The organism is Burkholderia sp. Nafp2/4-1b (genome assembly GCF_003635165.1).
In the GTDB taxonomy this organism is placed as follows: domain Bacteria; phylum Pseudomonadota; class Gammaproteobacteria; order Burkholderiales; family Burkholderiaceae; genus Burkholderia.
The window spans coordinates 945,397-952,000 of record NZ_ML058597.1 but is presented as its reverse complement, the minus strand read 5'-3'; the positions used below and the strand labels follow the sequence as shown (position 1 = coordinate 952,000).

Annotated in this window: 6 protein-coding genes; 3 read left to right on the top strand and 3 right to left on the bottom strand. The window is 68.2% G+C overall.

Annotated elements, in window-relative coordinates:
- Positions 1-494: LysE family translocator (locus tag C7H84_RS04410; protein ID WP_240461959.1), on the bottom strand; the 494-nt coding region annotated here is incomplete at its 3' end.
- Positions 495-611: 117 nt separating this feature from the next.
- Here C7H84_RS04410 and C7H84_RS04405 point away from each other — a divergent pair.
- Positions 612-1,094, top strand: coding sequence for an Lrp/AsnC family transcriptional regulator (locus tag C7H84_RS04405; RefSeq protein WP_010098798.1), 483 nt, complete (start codon positions 612-614; stop codon positions 1,092-1,094).
- 457 nt (positions 1,095-1,551) lie between these two features.
- On the opposite strand, the gene C7H84_RS04400 is transcribed toward C7H84_RS04405, so the two are convergent.
- Both C7H84_RS04400 and C7H84_RS04395 read right to left on the bottom strand, forming a co-directional pair.
- On the bottom strand, positions 1,552-1,695 hold the full coding sequence (locus C7H84_RS04400; RefSeq protein WP_162999171.1) for a hypothetical protein: 144 nt from the start codon (positions 1,693-1,695) through the stop codon (positions 1,552-1,554).
- A 234-nt stretch (positions 1,696-1,929) separates the two neighbouring features.
- Entirely contained in the window at positions 1,930-3,588 is a 1,659-nt protein-coding gene (locus tag C7H84_RS04395; RefSeq protein ID WP_121857585.1) for an IclR family transcriptional regulator C-terminal domain-containing protein, read from the bottom strand.
- 187 nt (positions 3,589-3,775) lie between these two features.
- Here C7H84_RS04395 and C7H84_RS04390 point away from each other — a divergent pair, with 187 nt between their 5' ends.
- Positions 3,776-4,735, top strand: a complete 960-nt coding sequence (locus C7H84_RS04390) for an MBL fold metallo-hydrolase (RefSeq protein ID WP_121857584.1) — start codon at positions 3,776-3,778, stop codon at positions 4,733-4,735.
- 182 nt (positions 4,736-4,917) lie between these two features.
- Positions 4,918-6,285: an MFS transporter gene (locus C7H84_RS04385; protein WP_121857583.1), complete on the top strand. Its 1,368-nt coding sequence runs from the start codon at positions 4,918-4,920 to the stop codon at positions 6,283-6,285.
- The last annotated feature ends 319 nt before the right edge of the window (positions 6,286-6,604 follow it).

The window sequence follows — 6,604 nt, the reverse complement described above, 5'->3', positions numbered from 1 at the left end:
GAGGCAGCAGAGGCAGCAGGCGCAGCAGACGCAGCAACCGGCGCGCGGCTGAGCCATTGCTTGCAGCCGAGCCAGACGAGGTAGGCCGCGCCGGCCCAACGCAGCACGGTCAGTGCGTGCTCGTTGAGATGGACCAGCGAATTCAGGCACAGCGCGGTGAGCGCGAGCTGCAGCAGCACGGCGAGCGTGCCGCCCCACACGCACGGCAGCGCGCGGCGCCAGCCGGCGCGCAAGGCCTGGTTCATGGTGAGAAGGTTGACGGGGCCGGGGGCGTAGATGAGGACGGCGGATGCAGCGAGGAACGACAGATAAAGCCTGAACGACATGACGGGATGGTACGGAGAACAGGGAGTCGGGCGCCGGGCCGGCAGCCGGATAGGCCGCGCGGGAGGCGGGGAATCGCACGCCTGCGTGTCCGGCGCCGCAACTCGTGATTGCGGTCGGGCGCCCGCTGCGAAGGGGTTGTCGCGGGGAGCGTGCCGGACGACAGGCATGGGGAAAATGTATCAAGCGGGCCGGTTAAAAGGCTTCCTGTTTTCCAGCAAAACGGACCCGAAACCGGAAGGCTGTTCAGATAGAATGCCGATTTTCAGTAGAAGATTCTTTCTTCCATGGCTACCCGCGAACGCACGCCTAAAACCCTCGACAACCAGGACCGCAAGATCCTCGGTGCACTGCAAAAAAATGCGCGTCTGTCGAACGCCGAACTGGCCGAACAGATCGGCATGTCGACCACCGCCTGCTGGAACCGCACGCGGCAACTGGAACTCGACGGCTACATCGATGGCTACGTCGCGCTGGTCAACCAGCGCATGCTCGGCTACGCGGACATCGTGATCCTCGAAGTCACACTCGATCGCCACGAAGACGACGCGCTCGCGCGCTTCGGCGCGGAACTCGCGGCGCTGCCGGAGGTGCTCGAGGCGTATCTGGTGTCGGGTGAATACGACTACTGGATCAAGGTCGCGGTGGACGGGACGGCAGGGTACGAGCGCTTCCTGCGGGAGAAGCTGTACAAGATTTCGAGCATCCGTCACAGCCGGTCGATGTTCGCGCTGCGGTGCATGAAGGACGTGCCGTCGATTCAGGTGTGACGACGGCGGCCGCGCGCCGCCGCAGCGTCGTGACGACGCGGTTCGCGGCACTGCGGAGGAAGGGCGGGAATCGGACTGTCGCGCCCGTGCGCGCGGCTCGGGGCGGAATCCAGGCGGGACAAGCGCGCGGGGTGGAAAAACGGATGAATCTTCCGTGGTGCCCGGCGCGGATTCAAGGGCGCAGCAGCACACCTGCGTCGCAAGTACAGCGGCGGGGTGCGCCGGCGAGCGGCAATCAACACCGTGCCGACACGTTCGGCACCGGCCTCCGCCTCTGTATCTACATCGGCGTAACCGCGCTCACAGCGAGCGCGCGAGCAGCTTCAACCGGGGGCATTCGCCCCTTTTTTGTCGGTCTCTCTCCGACACCCTGCCGGACGCGGCGGCCATGCGGCGCGCGTCCCGGCAAGCGGATCGGCCGGATATCGTGCCGCCGGCGGGCGGCCGGTCGCGGCGCTTAGCGCGGCAGACGTGCGTGCGCTTCAGCGATGACTTCGCAGTTCTCGAGGTGCAGTGCCCAGGCTTCCGCAAGCAGCTCGCTCACACGTGCGAGCCAGCCAGTGGATTGGGTGGAACGATCGGAGACATTGGACGTTTGCATGATAAAACCCCTTGCAGGTGGTGAGTTAGGGATAACCCTAATCATAAAGGAACGTCACCGCTCTGTGAAATGCGATTTCGTTATATGAGAATTCCTGACAGTCTCTGTTGCTGCTGCGCAACATGAACCGGGCCGCGTTTTTACGCGACGCACAGGCGTGACGAGGCCGCCGCCGACGCGGCCTCATCTCAAGGAGCAGAGCGGAAAGAGAAGCGGTGTAACGGGGCGCGGCGCTTACCCGCCGATCCACCCGAACCGCCACGACAGGCGGCGTGTCGCGGCGAGCAGCGTATGCGCGAGTTCGCTGTCCGGCCCGCGCGGGAAGCCGCGTGACGAGCCGATGATCGCGATCACGAGCCGGATGCTGCCGGTGTGATCGAACACGGGCGCGGCGATCGTCCCGATGCCCGGCACCGGCGCGTCGAACGCGAAATCGAGTCCGGCCGCGCGGATCGTCGCGAGCCTCGCGCGGAATGCGTCGTCGACCTGCGTCGTGCCGCCGGCGAGGCGCACCGGCTCGTCGGCCAGCAGGCCGGCCAGCACGTCGTCGGACATGCCGGCCGCGAAAATCCGTCCGATCGCGGTATTCACGAGCGACATCACCGTGCCGACCTGCAGGCTCACGTGCTGCGGGCGCGCCGATTCCTCGAGGCGGATCACGGTCGGCCCGAGCGGCCCGAGCGTCGCCGCGGCCACGCTCATGTCGGTCGCGGCCGCCAGCGCGACGATTTCGGCTTCCGCGTCGCGCGTCGGCGACACGCGCTGCATTGCGATCAGCCCGAGCGCCTGGCCGAGCGGGCCGCCGCCGAAGCAGCCGGCGTCGTCGCGGCTCAGCAGGCCGATCTTCTGCAGGCTCACCAGATGCGGAAACGCCTTCGCGGCCGGCATGCCGGCCGCCGCCGCGAGATCGCGCAGCGGCAGCGCGCGGCCCGCCGACACGAGCGCGAGCAGCAGCTCGCCGGTGCTGTCCAGCGCGTTGATGCCGCGCTGCGCCTTCGCGTCGTCGGCAAGCGCGGGCGGCATGCGCTGGGCGGCGGCAGTCGCGGGCGACGCGCTACCGAGTTGCGGCACGTCGCGCCCCTCGCCGAGCGACGCGGTCGCCTGCCGCGCCGCATCGCGCAGCGCGGTCGCGATCGGGCCGTCCCAGCCGACGTCGATCGACGCGGTCGAACCGATCACGGTCAGCGCGAGTTCCAGCCGGCCGTGAGCGTCGAGCACCGGCACGCACATCGCGCTGACGCCCGGGCTCGGCCGATCGACGCCGCGTTCGATCCCGCGCGTGCGGATCGCTGCGAGTTCGGCCTGCCATGCGCGGGCATCGGACGTCGGCTGGTCGCCTTCCGCGCCCGCGAGCGTGTTGCCCGCGCCGGCCTGGCTGGCCGCCATCGCGTCGAGTTGCGCCGGGTCGCCGAAGGCGCGGAACACGCGGCCGGTGGCCGTCGTGTCGAGCGACATCACCGAGCCGACGTGCAGGTTCACGTGCAGCGGATAGCCGCCGTGCTCGATGCGCACGATCGTCGGCCCGAGCGCGCCCGGCACCGACAGCGCGACGCTCAGGCCGACCGCTTCCGCGAGCCGCGCCGCGTGCGGCAGCGCCGCGCGATAGGCCGGCTGCCGCTCGATCGACATCAGCCCGAGCCGCAGCGACAGCGGCCCCGGCTCGTAGTTGCCGGTGAGCGCATCGCGTTTGACGAGCGCGAGCCGCGTCAGGCTCACGAGATAGGTGTGCGCCTGCGCAGTCGACAGGTCGGCCTCGGCCGCCAGCTCCGACAGCCCAAGCGGCTTGCGCCGGCGCGCGAGCGCGTCGAGCAGCCGGCCGCCGACCTCGACGCTCTGGATTCCGCGCTGCGCCTTGGGCGGCGCGTCGTCTGCGCTGACTTCGTGGTTCTGCACGCGATGATTCTTCCGTTGACGAAACCCCGCATGGTATCCGACGCCATTTCCCGCGCCATGCGCGCCAGCCCGCAGGTTTACCCGTATTAGACAATAGCAAGTGACTTTGTCATTGACAAATATTTCGCGCAGGCCGATGATCGGCCCATTCCCCCTCAACACATGGCTCGCAGCCACGGAACGCACAATGGCCAAAGCATTCGCCTCCCAAGCCGATCTGGAAGAGAAGAAAGTCACCTGGACGCAGCTGTCCGAGAACACGTACGCGTACACCGCCGAAGGCGACCCGAACTCGGGCGTGATCATCGGCGACGACAGCGTGCTGATCGTCGACACGACCGCGACGCCCGCGATGGCGCAAGACCTGATCGCGAAGATCCGCAGCGTGACCGACAAGCCGATCAAGCACGTCGTGCTGTCGCACTACCACGCGGTGCGCGTGCTCGGCGCATCCGCGTATTTCGACGAAGGCGCGCAGCACGTGATCGCGAGCCGCGGCACCTACGAAATGATCGTCGAGCGCGGCGAGGCCGACATGAAGTCGGAGATCGAGCGCTTCCCGCGCCTGTTCGCCGGCGTCGAGACGGTGCCGGGCCTGACCTGGCCGACGCTCGTGTTCGAGCGCGAGATCACGCTGTTCCTCGGCAAGCTCGAAGTGAAGATCATGCACGTCGGCTCGGGCCATACGAAGGGCGACACGATCGTCTGGCTGCCGTCGCAGAAGGTGCTGTTCTCGGGCGATCTGGTCGAATACGACGCCGCTTGCTATTGCGGCGACGCACAGCTCGAACAGTGGCCGACCACGCTGGAGGCGCTGCGCGCGCTCGGCGCGGAAAAGCTCGTGCCGGGCCGCGGCCCCGCGCTGCTGAATCCGGCCGACGTGAACAAGGGTCTCGACTACACGAAGGACTTCGTGACGACGCTGCTCGCGCAGGGCCGCAAGGCGGTCGAACGCCAGCTCGACCTGAAGGCGTCGATGGCGCTCACGCGCGAAGCGATGGATCCGAAGTTCGGCCACGTGTTCATCTACGAGCACTGTTTGCCGTTCGACGTGTCGCGCGCGTTCGACGAGGCGAGCGGCATCACGCATCCGCGCATCTGGACCGCGCAGCGCGACAAGGAAATGTGGGACGCGCTGCAGGACTGAGCGGGTCACGACGGCGGCGCGTCCCGGCGGACGTCCTGCCGTTTTCCTGAAGGCCGTTGAACGGCGGCGGCATCGCGCCGCGGTTCAGCGAGCCGAGTTCCGATCTCACAAGAAAGCAGGGCGCACGCACGCCCTCGGAGACTGCTGCGCGCTCGAATCGCGCGGCCCGTTTGGAGAGAGACATGCCCCAATCGCTTCCCGCCGAAGCGGCGGCCGCGCACGCGAGTGTCGCGGCGCCGGCTTCCGCTTCCGCTTCCGTTTCCACGGACGAGGCCGGCGACGCGCTGCTGTTCCGCAAGATCGCGTGGCGTATCGTGCCGTTCCTGTTCCTCTGTTACGTCGTGTCGTTCCTCGACCGCATCAATATCGGCTTCGCGCAGTTGCAGATGAAGCACGACCTCGGTTTCAGCGATGCGATGTACGGCCTCGGCGCCGCGGTGTTCTACATCGGCTACGTGTTCTGCGAGGTGCCGAGCAACCTGCTGCTCGCGCGTTTCGGCGCGCGCCGCACGTTCACGCGGATCATGCTGCTGTGGGGCCTCGCGTCCACCGCGATGATGTTCGTGTCGCAGCCGTCGCATTTCTACGTGCTGCGCTTCCTGCTCGGCGTGTTCGAGGCCGGCTTCTTCCCCGGCATCGTGCTGTATCTGTCCTACTGGTTCCCGGCGAACCGGCGCGCGGCGGCGATCTCGGTGTTCTTCGCGGGCGTCGCGATCGCGGGCGTGCTCGGCGGCCTGATGTCGGGCTGGATCATGCGCGACATGAGCGGCGTGCTCGGGCTGCACGGCTGGCAGTGGATGTTCGCGATCGAAGGCGCGCCGGCGATCGTGCTCGCATTCTTCGCATTCGCGTATCTGGTCGACCGGCCGCAGGATGCCGCGTGGCTCACGTCCGATGAAAAGGCGCGCGTCGCCGCACTGTGCGCCGATGGCCGTGCGCAGGGCGCGCACGACCGACGCAGCCTGGTCGCCGCGCTCGCGAACCCGCGCGTCTACCTGTTTGCGTTCATCTATTTCTCGCTGACCTGCGCATCGCTGACGCTCAATTTCTGGATGCCGCTGATGATCCGCGACTTCGGCGTGACCGACGTCGTGGCCGTGAGCCTCTACACGGTCGTGCCGAATGCGGTCGGCGCGGTCGGGCTGATCCTGATCGCGCGCCGCTCGGACCGCACCGGCGAGCGCCGCAAGCACTTCGCGTGCTGCACGATCGGCGGCGGCCTCGCACTCGCGGCGCTGACGCTGCACCTGCACAGCTTCGCGGCGATGCTCGCGTGCCTGTCGATCGCGGCGACGCTGATCTTCGCCGCGCTGCCGATCTTCTGGGCCGTGCCGACGCGCTACCTGTCGGGCAACGCGGCCGCGGCCGGGATCGCGCTGATCAGCAGCATCGGCATCACGAGCGGCATCGTCAGCCCGTGGGTGATCGGACTGATCCGCACGCGCACCGGCAGCATGGATCTCGCCGTGTACCTGCTGGCCGCGCTGCTCGCACTGAGCGGCGCCGCGCTGATGCTCGGCGTGAAGGGCGAAGCCGCGCAGCGCGCGTGATTGCCTGCCGGTCGCTGCCCGCGGGCGGCGGCGACCGGCGTTGCGTTTCGTGCCCGCCCAACATGGATTCGGCGTTGCTTGCCGCGTGCGCGGTGGCGATGTTGCTGGGTGTGCGCGCGGCTTCGGGAGACACGGCGCACGCGTCGCGTTGACCGGTTGAGGCATCGATGCGGTGCACGCAAGTCGGCGTGTGCGACTGAGCCCGATACGTGTCGATCCGGATGCGGCCGTGTCCGTTCGCGCCAGCACCTGCGGCGGTCCATCGGCAATGCCCGGGGTTCGAGCCGCCACGGTCTCGATCGCTCTGCCGAAGCCGGCA